This is a genomic window from Paraburkholderia sp. BL17N1, assembly GCF_003634175.1.
In the GTDB taxonomy this organism is placed as follows: Bacteria; Pseudomonadota; Gammaproteobacteria; order Burkholderiales; family Burkholderiaceae; genus Paraburkholderia.
Genome location: NZ_RBIW01000002.1, coordinates 2,930,167 through 2,951,547 on the forward strand (window position 1 = coordinate 2,930,167; position 21,381 = coordinate 2,951,547).

General features: G+C 61.7%; 22 protein-coding genes and 5 pseudogenes. 18 read left to right on the top strand and 9 right to left on the bottom strand.

Annotated elements, in window-relative coordinates:
- The first annotated feature begins 169 nt into the window (after nucleotides 1–169).
- Both B0G82_RS33080 and B0G82_RS33085 read left to right on the top strand, forming a co-directional pair.
- Entirely contained in the window at nucleotides 170–859 is a 690-nt protein-coding gene (locus B0G82_RS33080; RefSeq protein WP_121310347.1) for a CBS domain-containing protein, read from the top strand.
- 55 nt (nucleotides 860–914) lie between these two features.
- Nucleotides 915–1,260, top strand: a pseudogene (locus B0G82_RS33085) (ABC transporter permease); the annotation flags it as partial.
- A gap of 324 nt (nucleotides 1,261–1,584) precedes the next feature.
- Here the strand turns inward: B0G82_RS33085 and B0G82_RS33090 are convergent.
- Nucleotides 1,585–2,616, bottom strand: coding sequence for a nitroreductase (locus B0G82_RS33090; protein WP_121310348.1), 1,032 nt, complete (start codon nucleotides 2,614–2,616; stop codon nucleotides 1,585–1,587).
- A gap of 388 nt (nucleotides 2,617–3,004) precedes the next feature.
- Between B0G82_RS33090 and B0G82_RS33095 the strand changes: the two genes are divergently transcribed.
- On the top strand, nucleotides 3,005–3,481 hold the full coding sequence (locus tag B0G82_RS33095) for a universal stress protein (RefSeq protein ID WP_116144333.1): 477 nt from the start codon (nucleotides 3,005–3,007) through the stop codon (nucleotides 3,479–3,481).
- Between the two features lie 117 nt (nucleotides 3,482–3,598).
- On the opposite strand, the gene B0G82_RS33100 is transcribed toward B0G82_RS33095, so the two are convergent.
- The 5 genes and pseudogenes from B0G82_RS33100 to B0G82_RS33120 all read right to left on the bottom strand — a co-directional run bounded on the left by B0G82_RS33100 (nucleotide 3,599) and on the right by B0G82_RS33120 (nucleotide 7,571).
- Nucleotides 3,599–4,429, bottom strand: a complete 831-nt coding sequence (locus B0G82_RS33100) for a universal stress protein (protein ID WP_121310349.1) — start codon at nucleotides 4,427–4,429, stop codon at nucleotides 3,599–3,601.
- A complete protein-coding gene (locus B0G82_RS33105) occupies nucleotides 4,426–4,932 on the bottom strand; it encodes a universal stress protein (RefSeq protein WP_121310350.1) in 507 nt (168 codons plus the stop codon). The genes B0G82_RS33100 and B0G82_RS33105 overlap by 4 nt, the downstream gene beginning before the upstream one ends.
- 309 nt (nucleotides 4,933–5,241) lie before the next feature.
- A pseudogene (locus B0G82_RS33110) lies at nucleotides 5,242–5,822 on the bottom strand (phosphate acyltransferase); the annotation flags it as partial.
- 14 nt (nucleotides 5,823–5,836) lie between these two features.
- On the bottom strand, nucleotides 5,837–7,297 hold the full coding sequence (locus B0G82_RS33115) for an MBL fold metallo-hydrolase (RefSeq protein ID WP_121310351.1): 1,461 nt from the start codon (nucleotides 7,295–7,297) through the stop codon (nucleotides 5,837–5,839).
- Between the two features lie 37 nt (nucleotides 7,298–7,334).
- Nucleotides 7,335–7,571 (bottom strand): hypothetical protein, encoded by a 237-nt coding sequence (locus B0G82_RS33120; RefSeq protein WP_116144343.1) that lies wholly within the window; start codon nucleotides 7,569–7,571, stop codon nucleotides 7,335–7,337.
- Nucleotides 7,572–7,875: 304 nt separating this feature from the next.
- Between B0G82_RS33120 and B0G82_RS33125 the strand changes: the two genes are divergently transcribed.
- The 6 genes and pseudogenes from B0G82_RS33125 (at nucleotide 7,876) to B0G82_RS33155 (ending at nucleotide 11,551) form a co-directional block, all read left to right on the top strand.
- Nucleotides 7,876–8,388 (top strand): flavodoxin, encoded by a 513-nt coding sequence (locus B0G82_RS33125; RefSeq protein WP_116144345.1) that lies wholly within the window; start codon nucleotides 7,876–7,878, stop codon nucleotides 8,386–8,388.
- A 47-nt stretch (nucleotides 8,389–8,435) separates the two neighbouring features.
- Nucleotides 8,436–8,846, top strand: a complete 411-nt coding sequence (locus B0G82_RS33130; protein WP_241974934.1) for a hypothetical protein — start codon at nucleotides 8,436–8,438, stop codon at nucleotides 8,844–8,846.
- Between the two features lie 284 nt (nucleotides 8,847–9,130).
- Nucleotides 9,131–9,292: pseudogene (locus tag B0G82_RS33140) on the top strand (F0F1 ATP synthase subunit gamma); the annotation flags it as partial.
- 178 nt (nucleotides 9,293–9,470) lie between these two features.
- On the top strand, nucleotides 9,471–9,806 hold the full coding sequence (locus B0G82_RS33145; RefSeq protein ID WP_309546265.1) for a hypothetical protein: 336 nt from the start codon (nucleotides 9,471–9,473) through the stop codon (nucleotides 9,804–9,806).
- 64 nt (nucleotides 9,807–9,870) lie between these two features.
- Nucleotides 9,871–10,329, top strand: coding sequence for a universal stress protein (locus tag B0G82_RS33150; RefSeq protein ID WP_121310352.1), 459 nt, complete (start codon nucleotides 9,871–9,873; stop codon nucleotides 10,327–10,329).
- Between the two features lie 181 nt (nucleotides 10,330–10,510).
- Nucleotides 10,511–11,551 carry a zinc-dependent alcohol dehydrogenase family protein gene (locus B0G82_RS33155; protein ID WP_121310353.1) on the top strand — a complete coding sequence of 347 codons (1,041 nt, stop codon included), beginning with the start codon at nucleotides 10,511–10,513 and terminating at the stop codon, nucleotides 11,549–11,551.
- Between the two features lie 92 nt (nucleotides 11,552–11,643).
- On the opposite strand, the gene B0G82_RS33160 is transcribed toward B0G82_RS33155, so the two are convergent.
- Nucleotides 11,644–12,222: a LysR family transcriptional regulator gene (locus B0G82_RS33160; RefSeq protein WP_347237575.1), complete on the bottom strand. Its 579-nt coding sequence runs from the start codon at nucleotides 12,220–12,222 to the stop codon at nucleotides 11,644–11,646.
- A gap of 83 nt (nucleotides 12,223–12,305) precedes the next feature.
- On the bottom strand, nucleotides 12,306–13,229 hold the full coding sequence (locus B0G82_RS33165; RefSeq protein ID WP_121310354.1) for a LysR family transcriptional regulator: 924 nt from the start codon (nucleotides 13,227–13,229) through the stop codon (nucleotides 12,306–12,308).
- Between the two features lie 133 nt (nucleotides 13,230–13,362).
- On the opposite strand from B0G82_RS33165, the gene B0G82_RS33170 reads away from it, so the two are divergent.
- The 7 genes and pseudogenes from B0G82_RS33170 (at nucleotide 13,363) to B0G82_RS40765 (ending at nucleotide 20,065) form a co-directional block, all read left to right on the top strand.
- Nucleotides 13,363–14,226: an amidohydrolase family protein gene (locus B0G82_RS33170; protein ID WP_121310355.1), complete on the top strand. Its 864-nt coding sequence runs from the start codon at nucleotides 13,363–13,365 to the stop codon at nucleotides 14,224–14,226.
- Nucleotides 14,227–14,396: 170 nt separating this feature from the next.
- Complete coding sequence (locus tag B0G82_RS33175; RefSeq protein ID WP_121310356.1) at nucleotides 14,397–15,698, top strand: dicarboxylate/amino acid:cation symporter; 1,302 nt, start codon at nucleotides 14,397–14,399, stop codon at nucleotides 15,696–15,698.
- Between the two features lie 118 nt (nucleotides 15,699–15,816).
- Nucleotides 15,817–16,911 carry a porin gene (locus tag B0G82_RS33180; RefSeq protein ID WP_121311003.1) on the top strand — a complete coding sequence of 365 codons (1,095 nt, stop codon included), beginning with the start codon at nucleotides 15,817–15,819 and terminating at the stop codon, nucleotides 16,909–16,911.
- A 98-nt stretch (nucleotides 16,912–17,009) separates the two neighbouring features.
- Complete coding sequence (locus tag B0G82_RS33185) at nucleotides 17,010–18,035, top strand: amidohydrolase family protein (RefSeq protein ID WP_116144359.1); 1,026 nt, start codon at nucleotides 17,010–17,012, stop codon at nucleotides 18,033–18,035.
- A gap of 2 nt (nucleotides 18,036–18,037) precedes the next feature.
- Complete coding sequence (gene ligK / locus B0G82_RS33190) at nucleotides 18,038–18,721, top strand: 4-carboxy-4-hydroxy-2-oxoadipate aldolase/oxaloacetate decarboxylase (protein WP_121310357.1); 684 nt, start codon at nucleotides 18,038–18,040, stop codon at nucleotides 18,719–18,721.
- 13 nt (nucleotides 18,722–18,734) lie between these two features.
- Entirely contained in the window at nucleotides 18,735–19,442 is a 708-nt protein-coding gene (locus tag B0G82_RS33195) for a substrate-binding domain-containing protein (RefSeq protein ID WP_241974936.1), read from the top strand.
- 113 nt (nucleotides 19,443–19,555) lie between these two features.
- Nucleotides 19,556–20,065, top strand: a pseudogene (locus tag B0G82_RS40765) (methyl-accepting chemotaxis protein).
- A gap of 93 nt (nucleotides 20,066–20,158) precedes the next feature.
- On the opposite strand, the pseudogene B0G82_RS40770 reads toward B0G82_RS40765, so the two are convergent.
- A pseudogene (locus B0G82_RS40770) lies at nucleotides 20,159–20,341 on the bottom strand (integrase); the annotation flags it as partial.
- Nucleotides 20,342–20,388: 47 nt separating this feature from the next.
- Here B0G82_RS40770 and B0G82_RS33210 point away from each other — a divergent pair.
- Nucleotides 20,389–20,643, top strand: coding sequence for an IS110 family transposase (locus B0G82_RS33210; RefSeq protein ID WP_241975046.1), 255 nt, complete (start codon nucleotides 20,389–20,391; stop codon nucleotides 20,641–20,643).
- Between the two features lie 122 nt (nucleotides 20,644–20,765).
- Nucleotides 20,766–21,038: a DUF4148 domain-containing protein gene (locus tag B0G82_RS33215; RefSeq protein WP_116144363.1), complete on the top strand. Its 273-nt coding sequence runs from the start codon at nucleotides 20,766–20,768 to the stop codon at nucleotides 21,036–21,038.
- Nucleotides 21,039–21,381: the final 343 nt, after the last annotated feature.

Genomic DNA, 21,381 nt, shown 5'->3' on the forward strand with positions numbered 1-21,381 from the left:
TGCAAGCCACCCGGAACACACCCGGGACCTTCGAGATGATCCATGTCAAACGACAGGACGTCGTGCAGGCCTAATCTCAAATGGCGACGGGGGCTTAGCGCTTCCGGTACCGACGGCCCAGACGGGCGTCCCACGAATTAAATCATCCTAACTGTTCAGGAGGCTTACCATGCGCGCATCCGATGTCATGACCAGCAACGTTATATCCGTTACACCCGAGATGACCGTGCGAGAGGTCGCTAGAATTTTTGTCGACAACGGCATTAGCGGTGCACCGGTTGTGGATGCCGACGGCCATGTCGCCGGCATGATCAGCGAAGGCGATCTGCTGCGCCGTACCGAAATCGGCACCGACGAGCGCACGCGAACCTCGTGGCTCGATTTCTGGTCCGCGAGCGAGGAGGCACGGGATTACATCAAAACCCACGCGGTGAACGTTCGCGATGTGATGACCACCGACGTGGTGACCGTTCAGCCCGAAACGCAACTCGGGGAAGTGGCCGGCATCCTCGAAACGCGGCGCATTAAGCGGGTGCCTGTGACGAATGCTGGGCGGCTCGTGGGAATCGTGAGCCGGGCCAATCTCGTCCAGGCGCTGGCGAGCGTACCGGATGAACCGGCATCGAATGTGACGCTCTCCGACGGCGAGATCCGCGCGATGTTGATGGGCGAACTCGCGGGTCGCAAGTGGAGCTTCGCCGGACGCAATATCGTCGTCACAGACGGAGTCGTGCATCTGTGGGGCATCTTCCATTCGTTGGAAGCCGTCGAGGCGGTTCGTGTGGCGGCGCAAACCATACCCGGTGTCAAGCGCGTCGAGGATCACACCGAGCCTTATCCGGTCATGCCGGGCATCTAGCGGACGGCGGCCGAAACGGTTCGGCATCCAACTTTGGAGGTGTGATGGCTCAGCTATCAACATCGGCGCGAAGGTGTGGGTGATGGACCCGGCAGTGCAGACCATTGCGAGCAGCATCGGTATGCCGGCTTACATGCTCGATGCCGTGCGCAGCACTGACGGCGTGAAATATGCCGTGCCGCTGTACTCCGGCTCGGCGCTGGTCAAGCTGCGCGACGGCACTTATCAGGCGGTGAGCGTGATCGGGCTGGAACGACGCGAGGCTGTTTGGCTGGCCGATCATGAAGCAGGGCAAGATCGAAGACATTTACGCCGAGAACGGTTTCATTGCGATTGACGATGCCGAGTTCGTCAAACTGAAGAACCCCACGCTCGGCACGGATTTCGAACTGAACGACCACCACCTGCCGGTAAGAGGCGCGGGTCTGATAGGACGTGGTGTAGCGGGTTGTCGGGATATAGCTCACCGCGCGCTGCCGTCCGGTGAAGCGGCTCATGAGGGGCGACGCATGCCATGCGGAGAGGTCATGAGTGGGACACTCGCACTGTGTTGCGGTGACCGTTTCGCCTCAGGGATTGTCCTCCCCGGCGAAGATGCCATATGACGGTTGCACATCATCGCGATCGATACACTGCGCGTGCGAGTGGCCGGTCATGGTACGCGGTATTGAGTTACGGTCGCGCGAGTGATGCAAGCGACGATCGGCGGTCTGCGGGTCTTCCCGCTACGACAATACGTCGGCGAGCGGACGCCGCGGCGAATGGGGCGCCTGTCCGCCGCGGCCGACGCGTATCAGCAGTTGCGGCATGCCGTCCAGATTCAGGGTGGTGCGCAGTCGCTCGCGCAGCGGTGTCAATTCGATCGGCTGATTCAGATAGGACGCCGTCATGCCGGCTCCGGCAGCAGTCAATAGCACCCGTTCGAGCGCCTGGCCGGCGGCGAACCACGCGGGTGCGTCGTCGGTTCCGGTGGCAATGCATAGGAGTAACGGCGAGCCGACGGCCAGCGCGTGATGCGCCGCGGCCATGCCGCCACCCACGTCGAACGTGCGAATCACCGAGCTGACGAGCGGCACCGCGAGATCGAGCAAAGCGCGCATGCCGGCGGACAGCGAGGGCATGCCGTCTTGACTGCGCCGCGGATGCACCCAGCTGGCGAGCTCGCGGCGAAAGCGCGGATCCTTGAACTGCGCCCGATCGGCTTCCCCGATCAGCGCGGCGACATCTTCGCGGCTGGCGCCGCTTTCGATGCAGACAACGTCACAGCCTTCAGCCGCGCCAGCCTCCACGACCCGTCGTTGGAATTCGGAAGGCACGGGTTCGTCGACGAAGATCTCGCGAGTTGTGACGCGCTGCGGGATCGCGTCGAAGAGCGGGACGAGGCTAGTGTCGCAACGGCCCTCGCGCAAAATGCGCAGATGCGCCAGCACGTCCACGTCGGCCGGCGCGGGAAACGGCGTGATGGCGTAAGCCAGCCGGAAGTAGCTTAATGCGACGCGCAGATTGAACAGTGCCGCGCCACAGCTGATGATCAGTTCGCGATCGAACGGATCGACGACCGGCAACGCTCGCGTGCGGTCGGCACAGAGTGTCACGCAGCCGCCGTCGACGATGAAATGCCAGGGCTGCGTATTGTGGGCGGACGGCGCCAGCACCGCATAGTGAAGCGCAAAGCGCAATTTTTCTTCAACGCCGGCATGCTCATCGAACTGCCGTGCGTCGACGGACCATGCCGTCGGCTGGGGAATCGCGGTCATTCAGGTCTCCTTCACGCGTGTCCGGAGTACTGCGGGAGGTCATGGATTGAAGTATCGGGCGCACTATCTCAGAATAAAATCGGCGGTGAACGAACTTCAGGTAGGCGGACACGAACACGTGTAGGGGGTTTCCTACGAGCAACATTGATGAGGACGCGCGTCTTATAAGTGCTTACCGTCTTGGACAGACAACTCGCGGGCAATGTCGATGAGCGTTTGCCCTGCTGCGATGCGGCGGACACGTTCAATTTGTGATCCGACAGGCGCTGGGACAGGAAGGGGGCGCTTGATCTTCATCAAGCGAATTCTGGGTCGCGACTGCAGACTGAAGCTCTGATCGCCTGTTGGTCGCGGCCGTGCGCAGCGAGGCGAGTTCTGGGAGAAAGTCATGTACAAACGGATTCTCGTTGCAATCGACGGTAGTCAAGCCGCTCAACGCGCGCTCGAAGAAGCCTTGAAAATCGCTGAAGCGGCGCAGGCGACTGTGACTGCCGTGTTCGTGGCCGAACATGTCGCGCAAATGGTCGATATGAGCACCGGACTCCTTGACGAGCAGGCTCGCACGACAGCATCTGCCGAGGCCGCCATGGCCACGCTGGAAGACGCCCGAGCGTTGCTTCAGCAGCGCAAGGTGCGTGGTTTGACACGCATCATCGACGCCTACGGCGAGGATATTGCCAGCGTGCTTTGCCGTGTCGCCGACGAGTGCGAGGCCGATCTGCTGGTGGTGGGCACACATGGACGGCATGGGATCGGGCGCCTGTTGCTGGGTAGCGTGGCCGAGGCGCTCCTGCGTCGCGCCAGTGTGCCGGTTCTCGTGGTTCGGCGCGCGCATGACATCGACGAAATCCCGTCGAGCCTTTGAAGAAGCCGGGCGGAGATGCCGAAAAAAAAGAAACGCCCGGCAAGCAGGCGCTTTAAAACTACGCGAGGGCTCTTTCCGCGTAATTTCCGGGATTCCCACAAGTCCTGAGGCGTCGGTTCAATGCGACATCAGCACAGGCACGGTCATCGACCGAAGCATGGTTTGTGTCACACCGCCGAGCAGCCGTTCCTGAACCCGCGTATGACCGTACGCGCCCATCACAACCAGGTCGATATGCCGGTCGGTCAGCATGTTCAGCAGCAGTGCGCCCGCGGAGACGCCGGCCACCCGGGGTGCCGTTGCAAATCCGGCCTGGATGTTGTGCCGTTCCAGCCATGCGGCGACGTCGATGCCGGCAGGTTCGCCGCTGGCCGGGCTCGTTTGCACGGTCACCACGGTGACAAACTTCGCATGTCTGATAACCGGCAGCGCGTCAGCGAGGGCACGCGCGCTCTCGCGGCTGCCGTCCCAGGCAACCAGCACGTTTTCCGCGAACGTATGAACGGCGCCTGCATAAGGCAGCACGATGGCGGGCCGGCCTGAACTCATCACCACATCCTCGACAAAATGCCGGGCTATGTAAGATGAAGGGTCTTCTGGATCGCGCTCGCCCAGAATCAGCAGATCCGCATGGCGTGCGTGCAGGACCGCCGAGTCGGCCGCTGGGCCGGCCGGCGCACGCCATTCCACGCTACTCAGGCCGGCCCGCCCGGCCGCCGCGAGAAAGTGTGCCTGTGCGCTTTTGAGATTTGTGTCGCGTTGCGCTTCCTGCGTAGCGATCCATACACCTTCGCCGTGAAGAAAGATCGGCCGCGTCAGTTCCTGACACACTACGTAAAGGCCGATCAGATGTGCATCGTACCGGCGGGCCAATTCGAGCGCGAATTCGGTGCGCGCGGCGCTGTGGGTGCTGTCGTCCACATGGACAAGGAGAGTTTTGCAGGTCATGACAGTTCCTTGACGGCCTCGTTCGCAACTCGCGGGACGCCTGTCGCAGGTAGCGCGCAATGCGCGGAGATCATCAGCACCGCGCACTCGGCGACGCGTAGAAAGTGCTCGGCGACGCTGCCGAGCATCAGTCGCTGGAAACCGCGCCGGCCGTGCGTCCCCATCACCACCAGGTCGGCCCTGAAGTCGCTGGCCGCTCGCTGTATGCAACGTGCAACGTCGTCAGCGACCGGGTCGGCTTCCATGAGACGCGGCGTGCCCTGTACGCCGGCCTTGCGCATACGCGCGACGGCGCCGTCGATCACATGGGTGCCTTCTTCCGCGATCGCATTGCGAATATAAGATGGGTCGTAGGCGGGCACGTCATAGGCCATCAGCGGGACATTCACCACGAAAAGCGGCTGCAATTGCGCGTTGGCGTCGTGCGCCAGTTGCAATGCCGCGTCGAGCGCACGCTCCGAGGTGTCGCTGCCGTCGAGGGCAACCAGAATCCGTTGGTACATGGCAAACTCTCCTTCATGGCGCGCTGCGGAGTTCCGCGCGCAGTTGTTCGTGCGAAGCGTAGTATTCGGTGGTTCCGGCCATCACATAGAACGAACGCGGAGCGGGCGCGAACGCGGCAAACACGTTGCTCAGATCGGCGTCGAATGCCTGGAGAGCCGCAGGGCGAGTTCACGCCAGGGATGCGCTCGCTGACTCATATCCAGCTGAACGACGATTGTCTTGTCGGTCATCGCAATGTTCCGGAAGTGGGTGAGCGGCGCATGGACGCGTGATCTGAGTCTATGAGCCGCGTAGTCGGCGGCGTTGATTCAGATCAACGGCGTGTTAGAGCACGAGGCGACGGCCGACGCAAGCCAGCCCGATGAGGGCGAAGCGCATTCAGCCGCCAGCTTGGCGAGCGCCGCGGAAGCGAGGCGAGCATGAGCGCTGTCCGCGCGGCTGGTCACAATGATCGGCAAGCGGGCGCCGAGCACAAGGCCCGCTGCATTCGGCGCCTGCGAAGTACACCAGTTGTGTTTTGCGAGCATGTTGCCCGCTTCCAGATCCGGGCCAGCAGAATATCCGCCTGACCTGCGACGGGCGAATTGATCTGTTCGGTTTTCGCTGCCGCGAAACTGATGGCATTGTCGAAAGCCAGGGGGCCATCGACCAGCGCACCGGTGATCTGGCCGCGTGCTGCCATGACGGTGAGGGCGGCTGCGTCGAGCGTGGTCGGCATGTTGGCGTTCACGGTTTCCACGGCGGCAAGCACCGCGACCCGTGGCAACTCGACGCCGAGGACATGCAGCAGGTCGATCGCGTTTTGGCAGATGTCGCGCTTATCCCCTGCCGCAATGCGGATGGCTGGCCGGGGTGCCGACGGGGCTCGCAAATGAATCCGCTAGATTCTTCATGACGCGTTGATCAGGACACTTCGGGCGGTCTGGCCAGTAGATCTGGATCAGCCGCTTCGACGTTGGACATGGCGGTGGCCGCGCACGGATGAATGCCTGTCACTGCATTCGAGCCAGGGAGCTCGACGGCTTCGAGGTGGATGGGTACCTCGCAGCGCCAGTGCAGCGATTCATCGAGATGGCGCCGTAGCGCATCGGCCGAAGCCGGTTCGCCGTGCGTCAGGAACACGCGCTTTGGCGCGACGGCGATGGAACGAAGCCAATCCGTCAATTCCCGATAGTCGGCGTGGGCGGACAGCGATGAAAGCGAAACGACCGAGGCGCGCACCGGCACATAGTCGCCGTGGATCTTGATGGCAGGCACGTGACCGGCAAGCGCCGCCCCACGCGTGCCGGCCGCCTGATAGCCGACCAGCGCGATGGTGTTGCGGCTATCGGGCGCGAACGTCTTCAGGTGATGCACGACTCGTCCGCCCGTCGCCATGCCGCTGCCGGCGATCACCACCATTGGGCCGCGCCGCGCGGACACGGCTTTGGATTCGTCGACGGTGCGCACCATCTCAGCCGCGTGGCCGATCGCATTGGCTTCAGTCATGCTCAGGCGGTGTTCGCCCACGTGATGCCGGTAAAGCTGTGTGACGCTGGATGCCATCGGACTGTCGAGATAGACCGGCACGTTGGCCATCCGCCCGCTCGCCTTCAGTTGCGCGATGTAATGAAGAATGGTTTGCGCGCGGCCGACCGCGAAACTTGGGATCACTACGACACCGTCTTGCGCGAAGGTGCGCTCGAAGACTTCCGCCAGTTGCGTCGCCGGGTCGGCGGCTTCGTGCACACGATCTCCGTAGGTGGACTCCAACACGAGATAGTCAGCGTGTGCGAACGGCATGGGCGGACGCATGATTGGATCGTTCGGCCGGCCAACGTCGCCGGAGAAGGCGATCACCTTGCCTTCCATGCACAGCACGACGCTTGCGGCGCCCAGAATGTGCCCGGCTGGCAGCAGCCGGAAGCACGCGTGGTCGTTCAGTTGCTTCGGTAAGTCGAATTCGCGTGGCACCAGCAGGCGAAGCGCGTTTTCCGCGTCTTCGAGGGTATAGAGCGGCAGTGCCGGGCGATGCTTCGAGAATCCGTGCCGGTTGGCGAAGCTAGCTTCTTCTTCCTGGAGCCTGGCGCTGTCGCGCAACATCACCTCGCAGAGGTCACGCGTGCCGCGCGTGCAATAGACCGGTCCGCGATAGCCCAGCCGCGCGAGAATGGGCAGGTAGCCGCTATGATCCAGGTGGGCATGTGTCAGGATCACGGCGTCCAGCGTGTCCACGGGAACCGGAAAGGCTTCCCAGTTACGCAGACGCAGATTCTTTGTGCCCTGAAAGAGTCCACAGTCGATCAGCACGCGTAAACCCGCACCCTCCAGCAGATACCTCGAGCCAGTGACGGTTTCCGCCGCGCCCAAAAAAGTCAGCTTCATTTTCCTCACCTCTTCTGACGGATGGACTGCACGTTTGTCACGCCGCCGCGCGTTGGGCAAAGTTGTTGCTCAGCGCCTCTGCGAAACGTTTGAAGGCGTGTAGCGAGCCCACGACGCTTTGATATTTCTCGCGGCCGATTTGCCCGTCCAGTGTGATCAGCATTCCGGCCTCACGGGCCAGCGCGAGGATCTCGAGTTCGCTCGCGGCGTTGCAGTTGCGCTGCAGTTGCGCGGCCGGCGCCGTGGCGCCGGCGCAAGAAGCATTGTTCGACATGGCCGTCTCCTTGAATGTCCACCTCGGCGCGCTCATTGGCGGCATCGCGAGCGCGATTGATTGCTGCTGTCTCGAAATTGAGTATTGGTCAGGGCAAGGCGGATAGAAATCAGTTGACGCTGAGCTTTGCGTAGGGCGGCCTACGTTGATGTCAGGAATTTCCTACAGGCAACGGCGCAGTGATGATGGGCAGGGTGGACGCTTGATGTGGATCATGAGAATTCCCCAAACCGCACCTATGCTCGGGGCATGCACTGCGAATCCCGCAGGTGAATGCATGGCGGCGCGTGGTAGGGAGATCGAAATGTCCGAAGCAAAAGTTCTTGTCGTCTATTACTCGCGCACCGGCACCACGCGCTCGCTCGCGTCGGGGTTGGCGAAGATGCTGGGCGCCGATCTGGAGGAGATCTGCGACTGCAGCAATCGCGAAGGGCCCGGTGGCTATCTGCGCTCTCTCCTCGATGCTATCCGTAGGCGGCAAGTGGAGATCGTGCCGGCAGGGCTGGATGTCTCGGCTTACGACCTGGTGGTCATCGGCTCGCCGGTGTGGGCGGGGTCGGTGTCGGCCCCGGTGCGTTCATACCTCATGGAGAATCGAGCGCGGTTGCCGCAGGTGGCGTTCTTTTGCAGCTTCGGCGGGCGGGGCGCCGACAAAGCGCTGCGTGAAATGCAGCAGATTGTGGGCAAGCCAGCCGTCGCCGAATGCAAGGTCACTGCGAACGAGGCACTTCACGGTGTACACCCCGCCCTTGCCGTGTTTGGCAGTGACCTCAAGCGCCACATCGCCAGATCGCGGAATCTCGAATGGGCATGCTGATTCGCCGGGGATGAGCGGACGTGGGAAATAGATTGGTCCTTGCCGTAATGATCGCCGGTTTCGCGGCGTGCACCACCGATGCTCGCCTTGCCGCGCTCCGCGATACGGAAATTCAGCTCGGCGAAGCGCGCGCCCATGCGTCGGTGGAATGTTCCACGCGCGCAGATTGCGATCGTCTTTGGGCCCTGACCAGGACGTACGTTGCACAGCGTTCAGTGACGCCGATCCGCCACGCCGACGAAGCGGTGATCGAAACAGCCGAGCCGCACATGTTTGGCGCGGTCTATGTGTGGGCGGCGCGGACGACCGATGAAACAGGAGCCTCGACGATCAGCCTCAAGGGTATGTGCCGGGGTATGTATCGCGCAGATGGCAGCCCCGGCTGGCTGTACAAAAGTTGCGCCGAGCAGATCCGTGCGGTGGAAATGAATTTCCGCGCATTCATTGGCGCGTCGTGACGATGGGCAAGGACGGCCCAGCCTCCTGCCTGCGGACCGCGAGTCATCATGTGCGATACGTTTGATAAAGGTCATTTTTCCGGGCCGATAGCGGCGTTACTTTTCGACTGTTCAAGCTGCCACGGGATCCCTATGTCGAGTCATCCAGCAGCAGATCCAAAAGCAGGACAGCCGGCCGGAAACGAGGGCTGGGTCGTCGCCGTGCGAGGCGCCGTCGTCGACGTCAGGTTTGCGGGCGGTCCGCTTCCTCCAATCGACGACGCACTTCTGATCCTGTCGGACGATTCGCCGCGGAAAACGAAGCCCGCGTGCGCGCGATGATGGCCGCGCGCGCCAATGTGAAGGACACGCTCGACGAACTGACGCAACGGCACCGGCAGGTCCGTCAGGACGAAATCACGGCCGACATCGTGGAATTGGCGGCGAGTGCCGAGACTGCCGTTTGAGCGGACGCGTAGTTGATATCTTGACGCAAGTCAATTAGCCCAGGCCGTTCGCGCCGATGATCTAAACGTCCGGGCGGAGTTTCATATCGTGATGGCAGCAATGCGGCCGCGGCAGACGATTTCACAGCGAGTTGCGCGACAAGGTGTTACGCCAGGGAGAAGGCAAATGGGAGTTGGCATGCAAATCGTCTATCTCGGCTTCGTGGGAACGTCGCAAATCGAAGCCGAGGCGGCGTCGCAATTGATTCGTCTGCAACGTTTCGGCAAGTCCATTGCGGGCTGCCACCTGGCGGTCGAAGCCGTCCGCGTGACACCGGACGGCTGCCGGAACGGTGCCCATGTCGGTGAAGCGCCCACACCGCTGTTCGACGCCCGGCTCGACCTGATCATGCGCGATGGCGAACTGGTCCCGGTCAGACATTGCCTCGACGCCAGCGCCAACGCGGCGATCAAGGCCGCATTCGATTTCGCCGAACAGAAGCTCAATGGCACTCCGGCTCGTACGCGGCCCTGAGCCGCTCGATACCAAAGGCGGGCCGCCCGCCTTGTCTTTCGCCATGCACACTGAGGAGGAGACCATGTACGAAAACATTCTGGTAGCCGTGGACGGCAGCGAAGCGTCCAACCGTGCGCTCAACGAGGCGATCCGCATGGCCAAACTGGCGCACGCCAAACTGACCGCCGTCTACGTTATCGACCAGTCTGGCGCATTTACGTACGCAGGCGCCTGCGACCCGCATCTGCTGACCGACGCCGCGCGCCAGATCGGGCGAAGCCTGCTTGACGACGCTGTAGCGAGGATGAGCGAGCTCAACTCGCCCGGGCATTCCGAAATTATCGAGACGCTGGGCATCGCCGAGGACATCGCCAGTTGTATCGCTCGCTATGTCGACGCGCACGGCGTGGATCTCGTCGTGATGGGCACGCACGGCCGGCGTGGGATGCGGCGCATGGTGCTGGGCAGCGTCGCCGAGCGTTTCGTGCGCCATTCGCCGTGCCCCGTGCTGCTTGTTCGGGGGCCGGCGGTCGACGCCTGAGCGGGAAGCAGGGCAGGGTCCCATCAGCGTGAGCGCTGGTGCGATCCGTGCGCACTGACGGGACATTTTTCCATGTGTGCTGCGGACGCTGACTTCCGCTTGATACATGTCAAGCGAGACTATGTCGGCCGGCCTACAGTCAGTCGTACAGCAGTTCTGTTTCGTTCAATGGAGGTATGACATGAAAGCGCTGGTGTATCACGGTCCCGGCAAGAAATCGCTCGATGACCGGCCGATTCCCAAGCTCGCCGCACCTGGCGATGCGATCGTCAAGATGACGCGCACCACGATTTGCGGCACCGATCTGCACATCCTGAAAGGAGACGTGCCGACTTGCGAGCCTGGGCGCATTCTCGGACATGAGGGCGTTGGCATCGTCCAGGAGGTCGGCGCGGCCGTTTCCGCGTTCAAGCCTGGCGATAGAGTGCTGATCTCGTGCATTTCTTCGTGCGGCAAATGCGACTACTGTCGGCGTGGGATCTATTCACACTGTGCGACAGGCGGCTGGATTCTGGGTAACAGGATCGACGGGACGCAGGCCGAATACGTGCGCATTCCCCACGCCGAGACCAGTCTGTACCCGATCCCGGCCGGCGCCGACGAAGAAGCGCTCGTCATGCTCTCGGACATTCTTCCCACCGGCTTTGAATGCGGCGTGCTGAACGGCAAGGTGCAGCCGGGTTGCACAGTGGCGATTGTCGGCGCTGGCCCGATCGGCCTCGCCGCGCTCCTGACCGCGCAGTTCTATTCCCCGGCGCAGATCGTGATGATCGACCGTGACCGCAACCGTCTCGAAGTCGCAAGCCGCTTCGGCGCCACGGCCTGCGTCGACATCGGCAGTGCCGATCCGGTGGCCGCCGTGATGCAACTGACGGACCAGACGGGTGTCGATTGCGCGATCGAGGCCGTAGGGGTACCGGCGACGTTCGAATTGTGTGAAGCGCTCATCGCGCCCGGCGGCGTCATTGCGAATGTCGGCGTGCATGGCGTGAAGGCCGATCTATACCTGGAAAAACTGTGGGACCGCAACATCTCGATCACGACGCGCCTGGTCGACACCGTCAGCACGCCGATGTTGCTCAAGACTGTCCGCGCGAAGCGCATCGATCCCGCGCAGCTTATTACCCACCGCTTCCAGCTGGAGGATGTTGCCAACGCCTATGACACTTTTGGCCGAGCGGCCGAAACGCATGCGCTCAAAGTCATTATCGAGGTGTCTTAGGCATTTTATGAAAGCCGGTCCCCATGACGTTCATGGCTGATTCAAGGCGTGGCACGATGAGCAACCTGACAGGATCAAGGTGCGGCTGAACGCTAACGCGTCGACCGCAGCATTACCGCGGATACTGCCGCGCACGGCAGCGATATCGTCCGGTATATGGCGCAGCGCGTTGAGGGCGCGCCGCACGTGCAGTGCATAAACTTCGCCCTCACGGGTGAGTTGTACGCCTCGCGCGCCGTGCGATGAAACAGCGCGATATCCGCGCCATTCTCAAGAATCCGCACTGTGCTGCTGACGGCCGGCTGGCTGGCGCCGAGCGCCTGCGCCGCGCTTGGCATATGCTGATGGCGCACGAGCGCCACGAACAACTGCAGGCGCGCGTGTTCAGCAAGTAGGAGGGAATTGAGCCAGGAGTGAAGGCTCGTGCGCGCACCTGGCGCGTCGCGCACCATTACGCGAGGGCATGCAATACCGCGGAAATGCGCCGGCTGCGTTTGTCGACGGCACGTCCAGCAAAGCTGGGCAGCCATCCCCGATGGCCGACGTCCCAGAAGCCGTTCGCCGAGCGTTTTCTCGAGTTCCCGCGGGGAGCCCGTCACGGCTGATTGCGCGCGAAAGAGCAGCGCCGCCGCCCGGCTTGCACTGCCGTGTTCGACAACGATGGTAAGCACACACAGTTAGGCGAGATTGAGCAGTTCGGCGGTCACGGATGTGGAGTTGGCCAAGAGAGCGGACATGCGAAGTAAGCGCAGGGTCACGCAGCGGTGCCATAGAGTGGCAATATTTTCGATTCGAGCATCGCGATCGCCTGGATGGCAAGTTGCGACAGCGTGTGCTTGCTACTGGTTGCAATCGCGAGACGGCTGAAGAGCGTCGGCTCGGTAATGCGGATCACCTGGAAGCGCCGCTTGAGTGCATCGCTCGTAGTCGCATTGAGCGATAGCACTGCGTAGCCGATACCCTCGCTGACCAGATCGAGAATCGAGGTCACTGCATCGACCTCCAGTTCGATCCGCAATCTTACGCCTTGTTCCGCGGCAGCCGCCTCGACCATCCGTCTGATCGCGTGCATGCGGCCGGGGATGATGAGCGGGTAGCGCACGATTTCCCGCAGCGTGATCGTTGTGGTGGGCTCGCGTACTGCCTCTGCGAGTGTATCGCCGCTGTCCGGGCCGATCAGAAACAGTTCCTCAGTAAAGATGGTTCGCTTGTCGATCAACGGCGTGTCGAATGTGTCGTACAGGACCGCGACGTCGATGCGGCCCATCATCAGCCATTCGATCAGATAGGTGGACAAGCCTTGAGCCACCGAGATAGTCGCCCCGGGAAAGGAGGAACGAAAGCTACGGACGAGTTCATGTGTGGCGACTCTCGCGAAGCTGGGAGTAATGCCGATGCCGAAATGACCGCCGGGCGCGCCATGCAACTCGTCCAGATCCTGTGAGGCGCGCTGCACCTGCTGCAGGATACCTTTGGCATGCGCGAGCATCCGCTGGCCCGCCGGCGTCAACGTCACGCCGCGGCCGGTGCGCTCGAGCAGCGTATGCCGCAATTCCACTTCCAGATGCCGCACCAGCCGGCTCAGAGCGGGCTGATTCGAGTCCAGCGTGATCGCGGCACGTGTAAAGCTGCCGAGTTCAGCGACGTGAACGAATGCCTCGAGCTGCTTCAGGTCCATTTTCGGCAATTCATGTGAAATTCACATATCAGCTAGTTGAATATGGCGATTGTATCCATCCATCGTCACGGCCACAATGCATTCAACCCATAGCAAGCCGCTCCCTGCGGCAATGACATCGAGACGACGCGCCATGAAATCCTGCCTGCCTCCGGATCCCCACCCCGTTCGACCCTCTCAGCAACTTCCTGCCGGCGCGTGTGACGCGCATTGCCACGTATTCGGCCCTGCCGCTCAGTTTCCTTACGCGCCGGACCGTAGCTACACGCCACCCGATGCCCCTTTCGAGCGCCTTGTTGCGCTGCACGATTTTCTCGGCGCGAGCCGCGGCGTGATCGTGCAGGCAAGTTGCCACGGCACGGACAACACTGCGATGCTGGATGCGATTGCGCGCGGCAACGGACGCTATCGCGGCGTCGCGATTGTCGACGGCGACGTCACCGACGAACAGTTGGCCGACCTCGACGCGCGCGGCGTGCGCGGCGTGCGTTTCAATTTCGTCGCACATCTGGGCGGCGCACCCGATCTCGACGTTTTCGACCGCGTGCTCGAACGTATCGAGCGGCTTGGCTGGCACGTCGTGCTGCATCTCGATGCACAGGACATTCTCCAATACGCCGAGCGGATCGCGCGTATCAAGGTACCGTTCGTGATCGACCACATGGGCCGCGTACGCGCGGAAGCCGGAGTCGAACAGGAGCCGTTCCGCCAGCTTCTGGAACTGATGCGCAATCCGCTCGCCTGGGTCAAGGTGTGCGGGGCCGAGCGCGTGTCCGCGGGCCGCCGTCCGTTCGACGATGCGATTCCGTTCGCGCGCACCCTGATCGAAGCCGCGCCCGACCGCGTGCTATGGGGTACCGACTGGCCGCATCCAAACATCAGCAAGGACATGCCGAACGACGGCGAACTGGTTGATCTGCTGTTCCGCTTCTGTCCGGACGAGGCGCTGCGCGAACAACTGCTCGTGACTAACCCGGCGCGGCTTTACCGGTTCTAGCGGCTCGTTCGGCTAACAAACTTTTGAACTGCCACACCGAGAATGGCAGTCAGGCGGAAATCCGGAATCGACCGGCTTTTCGTTCACTATTCGAATCAGGAGACAACGATGACCGGTATGCATCGCCACGCGGATAATGCGGCCCCCTCGGCCGATCAGGAAGCAGCGTCATGAACAATAGTGCTGTCATGACGTCCCCCGCGCCCAGCGCGAAGAAACCCTTCTATCGCACGCTGTATTTCCACGTTTTGATCGCGATCCTGCTTGGCGTGCTGCTCGGTCATTTCGCGCCGTCGCTCGCCGTGCAGATGAAACCGCTCGGCGACGCGTTCATCAAGCTGGTCAAGATGGTGATTGGCCCGATCATTTTCTGCACCGTCGTCACCGGCATCGCCGGCATGGGCGACATCAGGAAGGTCGGGCGCGTCGGCGGCAAGGCGTTGCTGTATTTCGAAATCGTATCGACGGTGTCGCTCGTCATTGGGCTCGTGGCCGGACATCTGTTCCATCCCGGCAAAGGCTTCAATCTGAATCCAGCGACCATCGACACGAAAGCGCTCGCCGGATTCACGACCGCCGCGCATGAACAGAACACGGTCGACTTTCTGATGCACATCATTCCCGACACCGTAGTCAGTGCATTCTCGACCGGTAACGTGCTGCAGATTCTGCTGATCTCGGTGCTGTTCGGGGCGGCGCTTGCGGCTACCGGAGAATATGGCCTGCCGCTGGTTCGCATGATCGACCGCTTTGCACATACGTTCTTCGGCATCGTTCACATCATCATGAAGGTCGCGGCGATCGGCGCGTTTGGATCGATCGCGTTCACGATCGGCACCTACGGGATCGGCGCCGTACTGCCACTGGTCAAGCTGATCGGGACGTTCTACCTGACGCTTGCCTTCTTCGTGCTGGTGGTGCTCGGCATCATTTCCCGGTTACTCGGCTTCAGCATCCTGCGCTTCCTGAGCTATATCCGCGAGGAAATCCTGATCGTGCTCGGGACGAGTTCGTCGGAAGCCGCGCTGCCGCGCATGCTCGAAAAGCTCGAACGGCTTGGCTGCTCCAAATCGGTGGTGGGTCTGGTGATTCCGGCCGGCTATTCATTCAATCTGGACGGCACCAACATCTATCTGACGATGGCCGTGCTGTTCATCGCGCAGGCCTTCAACATCGAACTTACCCTGACGCAGCAACTGACGCTCGTGGGCGTGGCGATGCTGACGTCAAAAGGTGCAAGCGGCGTGGCTGGCGCGGCCTTTGTGATGCTGACGTCGACATTGATGGTGTTCCCAATCATTCCAGTGTCAGGAATGGTGCTGATCCTCGGCATCCACCGCTTCATGGGAACGGGGCTGGCGATCGCCAACACCATCGGCAACGGCGTCGCCACGTTGGTCGTGTCCGCCTGGGAGCATGAGCTTGATCGTTCGAAACTGAACGCGGAAATGTCCCGCCGTCATATCGAATGATCGGCTAGCTGGCGAGAAAAACCCTCCTGTATGTCCGTGTCTGTCTGCCTGTGCCAGCGGCGCAGGCAGCGGGAAACGTTCGCGCATAAAACAACAACTGGTTTGGAGACGAAATATGATGTCCCGTAAGAACAGCCGCACCTACGCGCCCTTGAATTTCAACGCGGCATGGCTGGGCGCCGCACTGCTCGCGGCCAGTGGGCTCGCCGCACCTGCCGCGCACGCCGACGATTCACAGGCAGCCGCGGGCGCAGCGACGATGGCAGGCTCGGCAGTGCAACTGTATGGATTGATCGGTATGTATCTCGACAGTTCAAAACTGAGCACGACGCGCGCAAGCACGGTCCAGCTGGGCGGCGGCGGGATGACAACGTCGTTCTGGGGCATGCGCGGCCGGGAGGACATTGGTGGTGGCAATGCGGTCTTCTTCGCGCTCGAGAGTTTTTTCAGGCCGAACACGGGGCAGATGGGACGCAATGCGACTGATGGCCTGTTTTCGCGCAATGCGTACGTCGGCCTGACCGGCGCATATGGCACGTTCAAGTTCGGAGCGCAGACCAATCCAACTTATATAAACCAGATCTTCGTCAATCCGTTCGGTTCGTCCGTAGTGTTTTCGCCGCTGATTGTGCAGTCGTACACGGCGAGCTACAACAATACGCAGATCGGCGACACCGTTTGGGCCAACGCCATCGAGTATGTTTCGCCCAGCTACGGCGGCCTCACCGGCACCGCAATCTATGGCGTCAGTAGCACCGCGGGCCAACAGGGGAAGGACAACATCGGCTTGCATCTGACTTACGCAAACGGGCCGCTCACAGCGGTGTTCTCGGCGCAGCGCGTTCGGACGGCGGCAGTCGCGCCATCAAGCGGTCAGTACCTTTATCTTGCAGGCGCCGCGTACGATGCAAAGCTCGCCAAGTTCTACGGGGCCGCGCAGATGACGAGCAACAACGACGTCGAGACTGGCTCGCACACCTACGAGCTGGGCGTTTCCATACCGTTGTCGCCGTCGAACGTGATCCTTGCCGAATGGGCGCGCACGAAGCACAGTGCACCGCTGAACCATAGCAACGTACGCAACACCGGCTCCATTGCATACGACTACATTCTGTCGAAGCGCACGTATGTATACGCGGTCTATTCCTACGACAAACTGACGGCCAATCCGTCGGGCAGTACATACGGCGTTGGGATGCAGCATACGTTTTAAGGCGAGGCGACTCTGCAGTCGCAAAAGACTCGCTAACGAAGTCGGCGCACATCATTCGCACCATCGCGCCGGTAACTCAACCAGTTTTTGGAGCGACGATGATCATCGACATTCACGGCCACTACACGACCGCGCCGAAGGCGCTCGAGACGTGGCGCAACCGCCAGATTGCGGGCATCGGGAGTCCTTCGGAGATGCCCAGGGTTTCCGAATTGCAGATCGGGGACGACGAGTTGCGCGAATCGATTGAAAGCAACCAGTTGCGGTTAATGCGCGAGCGCGGCCTCGATCTGACCATTTTCAGCCCGCGTGCGAGCTTCATGGCACATCACATCGGCGACTTCGAAGTATCGAGCACGTGGGCCGCCATCTGTAACGAACTCTGCTACCGGGTGAGCCAGCTCTTTCCGGAGCATTTCATTCCGGCTGCGATGCTTCCCCAGAGCCCTGGCGTGGACGTCGCCACCTGCATTCCCGAACTGGTGAAATGTGTCGAACAGTATGGCAACGTTGCGATCAATCTGAATCCGGACCCGTCGGGCGGCCACTGGACCAGCCCGCCACTGTCCGACCGCTACTGGTACCCGATCTACGAGAAGATGGTCGAGTACGACATGCCTGCGATGGTCCACGTCAGCACGAGTTGCAACGCGTGCTTCCACACCACTGGCGCACATTACCTGAACGCGGACACAACCGCGTTCATGCAGTGCCTGACCTCGGACCTGTTCCGCGACTTTCCGACGCTGCGCTTCGTGATTCCGCATGGCGGCGGCGCTGTACCGTACCACTGGGGTCGCTTTCGCGGGCTCGCCCAGGAGCTGAAGAAGCCGCTTCTGACGGAGCATCTGCTCAACAACGTCTTCTTCGATACCTGCGTCTATCACCAGCCGGGCATCGACCTGCTCACCCGCGTCATTCCTGTGGACAACATCCTGTTTGCTAGCGAGATGATCGGCGCGGTGCGCGGCATCGATCCGGAGACCGGCAACTATTTCGACGACACCAAGCGCTACATCGAGGCCGCGCACATCGACGCAGACGAGCGGTACAAGATTTACGAGGGCAACGCACGACGTGTGTACCCGCGTCTGGACGCAGCATTGAAAGCGAAGGGACATTGATCATGTATGAACTTGGAGTGGTGTATCGAAACATTCAGCGGGCAGGCGGCGACGTTGCCGCAAAGCTCGGTGCGCTCGGGACTGCCACGGTACACGAGGCAATGGGACGTACAGGACTGGTGAAGCCCTACATGCGTCCGATCTATAGCGGCGCGCAGGCGAGCGGCACGGTTGTCACGGTCCTGCTGCAACCAGGCGACAACTGGATGCTGCACGTCGCGGCGGAGCAGATCCAGCAGGGCGACATCGTGGTTGCCGCTGTCACGGCCGATTCCACCGACGGCTTTTTCGGCGACCTGCTGGCGACGAGCTTCAAGGCGCGCGGCGCGCAAGGGCTCATCATCGACGCAGGCGTGCGCGACGTGCGCGTGCTGGCGGAGATGAACTTCCCGGTATGGAGCAAGGCGATCTCGTCCAAGGGGACAGTCAAGGCGACGCTCGGTTCGGTGAACATACCCGTCGTGTGTGCGGGGGCGCTGGTAAATCCTGGAGATGTTGTCGTCGCGGATGACGACGGTGTAGTCGTGGTGCCCGCAGCATGGGCGCCGCAGGTGCTCGAAAAAGCGGCCGCGCGGGAAGCCAACGAAGGCGAAAAGCGCGCGAAGCTGGCCGCCGGCGTGCTCGGCCTGGATATGTACAACATGCGCGAGCCGTTGCAACAGGCCGGCCTGCGCTATATCGATTGAAAAGGCGAAGAACATGGCCATCGGTCAAACCATGAATGAGCAGATCACCGGCGTCTCGTCGATGGCCACACGCCAGCTGCTGGCCGAGCTGGTAAAGGAATACGGGCGGATATCGGGGCGGCGGGTGGCCATCGAGTCGGTCGGCGGCGTCGACGCTGCCCGGCGCGTCCAGGCGGGTGAGCCGTTGGATATCGTCGTGCTTGCGGCCGACGCGCTCGACCGGCTTGCCGCAGCCGGCCGGATCGATCCGGCCAGTCGGATCGAACTGGTCCGTTCGGGCGTTGCGATTGCGGTAGTAGCCGGCGCTCCGCGGCCCGAGATCGGCACTGAAGCCGCGTTACGCGACACCATTCTGGCCGCGCGTAGGATCGGCTACTCGACGGGGCCGAGCGGTTCGCACCTGGGCCGCCTGTTCGAACGCTGGGGCATCGCCGAGACCATTGCGCCGCGCATTGTGCAGGCGCCTCCGGGTGTCCCGGTCGGCATCCTTGTCGCGCGCGGGGATGTCGAGCTCGGTTTCCAGCAATTGAGCGAGTTGATGCACCTGCCGGGCATCGATGTCATCGGTTCTTTGCCCCCCGAAGTGCAGATCATCACGACCTTTTCAGCGGCCATATGCATGGCATCCAGGGAAAGAGATGCATCGAGGGCATTCCTCTCATTTCTGGCCTCACCCGCGGCGTCCCCCGCCAAGCTTCGTCACGGCATGGAGCCGGCGTGACAGAAGACGGACCTTGCTTAAACCTTCCGTGCACGGGAGCACGGCGCTCGTCACCGGGCTCACGTCGCGGTTGCGCGCGCGCGGGAAGCTTCATCATGACAGTGTGTCCCCGGATGAGTCATTTTGTCGAACGGGCCACTGACGTCTGCTCGGCGTATCGCAGGCCATCCATGCGTCGGCGGGGAGCGGCCTATCGATTTGCCCGGGCAGGAGAACAGGGCCGCGGCTTTGCCGTGGTCGCGGGAGAAGTGCGCACGCTTGCACAACGCTCGTCGTCTGCGGCAAAGGAAATCAAGGATTTGATTGATACGTCCGCAGATCATGTACACGCCGGAAGTTTGCTGGTTGCGGAGGCCGGCCAACGGATGAATGAGATCGATACGAGCGTGCGGCGCGTGACAGATATCATGCGTGAGATATCCGCCGCTTCAGCCGAGCAACAAACCGGTATTGAACAGGTTGCACTGGCGGTTACGCAAATGGACGAAGTGACGCATTAGAATGCCGCGCTCGTCGAAGAAGCAGCGGCGGCGCGGTCACTGGAGGATCAGGGGCGCGACCTGCAGGCGACCGTTGCAGTATTCAGATTGTCGGACTATAGACGTCTTCCGGGCAATGCGTGAGCAGTGTCTCGCAGTAGCAGCTCCGAGGTTGACGACCACGGTAGTGTGTGGGGCTAAAACATGAAACATGTCGTCCTTGGGGCGTTGGGCAAACTATCGTGCGGCAAACGCCTGATTCATCTGGCGGGCGCGTTTGAGTTCGTCACTTTGACTCGTCCAGCGCGGGCTGGCATGTCGCAGCTTTCCGGCGGCTGCGGGGTGGTCATCCGCAATGACATCAGCGACCTGATCAAAGAACCGCCGCCTCATGTTCCACAATCGGATTCCCGTAATACCCGTGGTGCTGTCCCGCTCGAGGTTCGTGACGGGAAGTTGCCGGTTGTCTGGGTCTCGCGCCGACGCCGTATGCGAGTTGCACCAGCGAGGTCGAGCAGGGCATCAGCAAGGCCGGCAACAAACGAGCTCGGTGGTTGATGGCGGAACTCGCGTGGAGCTGGCTGCGCTTCCGGCCGGCCAGCCAGTTGAGCCTATCGTTTAACCAGCGCTTTGCCGGTGGGTGGCAAGCGCTCGCGACGTATCGTGACTTCCAATGTCCCATAGATGTGTGTCGCATACACCGGTTGCATCCGCTTGCTTAACTGGGCACTCAACCCGACGGCGGGTTAATTCAATAGTCCAGGTACTTACCCCTAAGGTCAAATACTAGGGTTGCTGCTGCACTCGGTGCTCAGCGCTTTCTCAACACCAGAGGGGTAGTAAGATGAAACTGTTGATCAAGACCATCATGGTCGCCGCCACCATCGTGGTACCGGCACTCGCGTTCGCCGAAACGAATGGGCCGCTTACGCGTGCGCAGGTCCGTTCGCAGCTCATCGAGCTCGAACAGGCCGGATACAATCCCGGCGCTGATTGCTCGGGGAATTGCCCAGAGGGTCTCCAACGCGCTGAAGGCGTGGTCGCGCGACGTCGTCAGAGCAACGCAAACGCCGCGTATGGTCCGGCGTTGAACGGCACCACGCAAGCCGGCAAATGAGTCGGACACAGTCGGATCGGCCCGGAACGAATGGCTCGTGGCTGATCCCTGTGCCGGCGCGCGCAACGCGACAATTAACCCACCGGTCAAGCACGCGCCAAAATTCTTTAGTAGACCAGTGGCTACACGTTAGTAAAAATGCCGCTGCATTAAAAGTGCAGACAGCGAGACAACTCAATCACCATCGGTGGATAGGTCTTCCACGGACATCGTTCCAACGTTCGATATCCCGCCGCATGCGAGGCGCGGGAGGTCTTTCACCAACCTGCCAAGTCGACAAATAAGCTTGCAGTGGAGATGATCCGCGGTAGCTGGGCGCTTCACAAGGCGACATATGAAGCTG